The 1,018-nt window shown below is 54.7% G+C and carries 1 pseudogene; it reads right to left on the reverse strand.

What is annotated here, in order from left to right:
- Positions 1 to 808: pseudogene (locus ACXJ5O_RS28150) on the reverse strand (vitamin B12-dependent ribonucleotide reductase); the annotation flags it as partial.
- Between the last annotated feature and the right edge of the window lie 210 nt (positions 809 to 1,018).

A 1,018-nucleotide genomic window follows, 5' to 3' on the forward strand; every position in this document is an offset into this window, starting at 1 on the left:
ACTTTATAGCGCCGGCAGCGCGATCGCCAATCTTCAGGAATGACATCAGACCAGAGGAACGACCGCCACCGGACAGTTTTTCGCCTTCGCCGCGAAGGAAGGAAAAGTTTGAACCTGTGCCCGAGCCATATTTGAACAGGCGCGCTTCGCGAACCCAAAGGTCCATGATGCCGCCTTCATTGACCAGATCGTCCGCGACAGACTGGATGAAGCAAGCATGCGGTTGCGGATGTTCGTAAGAAGATTTGGACTTGGTCAGCTTGCCGGTGTCCGGATCGACATAATAGTGGCCCTGACCGGGACCATCAATGCCATAAGCCCAGTGCAAGCCTGTATTAAACCATTGCGGCGAATTAGGCGCGACGCGCTGGGTGGCGAGCATGTAGGCGAGCTCGTCGCGGAAGGCTAGGGCATCGGCTTCGCTATCGAAATACTTGCCCTTCCAGCCCCAATAGGTCCAGGTGCCGGCAAGACGATCGAAAACCTGGCGCGCATCCATCTCGGAGCCGTAGCGTTCTTCGGTAGGCAACGCAGCCAAGGCCTCTTCATCGGCAACCGAGCGCCACAACCAAGAAGGAACCGAGTTTTCCTCAACCTTCTTCAGCCTGGCAGGCACGCCGGCCTTGCGAAAATACTTCTGTGCAAGAATATCTGCGGCCACCTGACTGAACTGGGCCGGAACATCGATATTCTCCAGACGGAAAACGATTGATCCGTCCGGGTTCTTGATCTCACTGGTCGCTACACGAAATTCGATCTCCGCATAGGCTGATTGATTCTCTTTGGTAAAACGCCGTTCGATCCGCATCTTTCTCGTCCTTGTCTCTATATATAGTATCCATCAGGCGCCATGTGAAGAGTTGTGCGCGAATGGACACAATTCCGCCCTAACCGATTCCAACCTCTGAAACCGGCTGCTACACCTTCGCCCTTGATCGACGCGGTTCCCCGCGTCATTTCCGGGCTTGGTGGCCCTAATTTTGACGCCTGTTGTGTGATTCTTACCCCTTAAGAACTG

The sequence above is a fragment of the Phyllobacterium sp. P5_D12 genome (genome assembly GCF_054049495.1).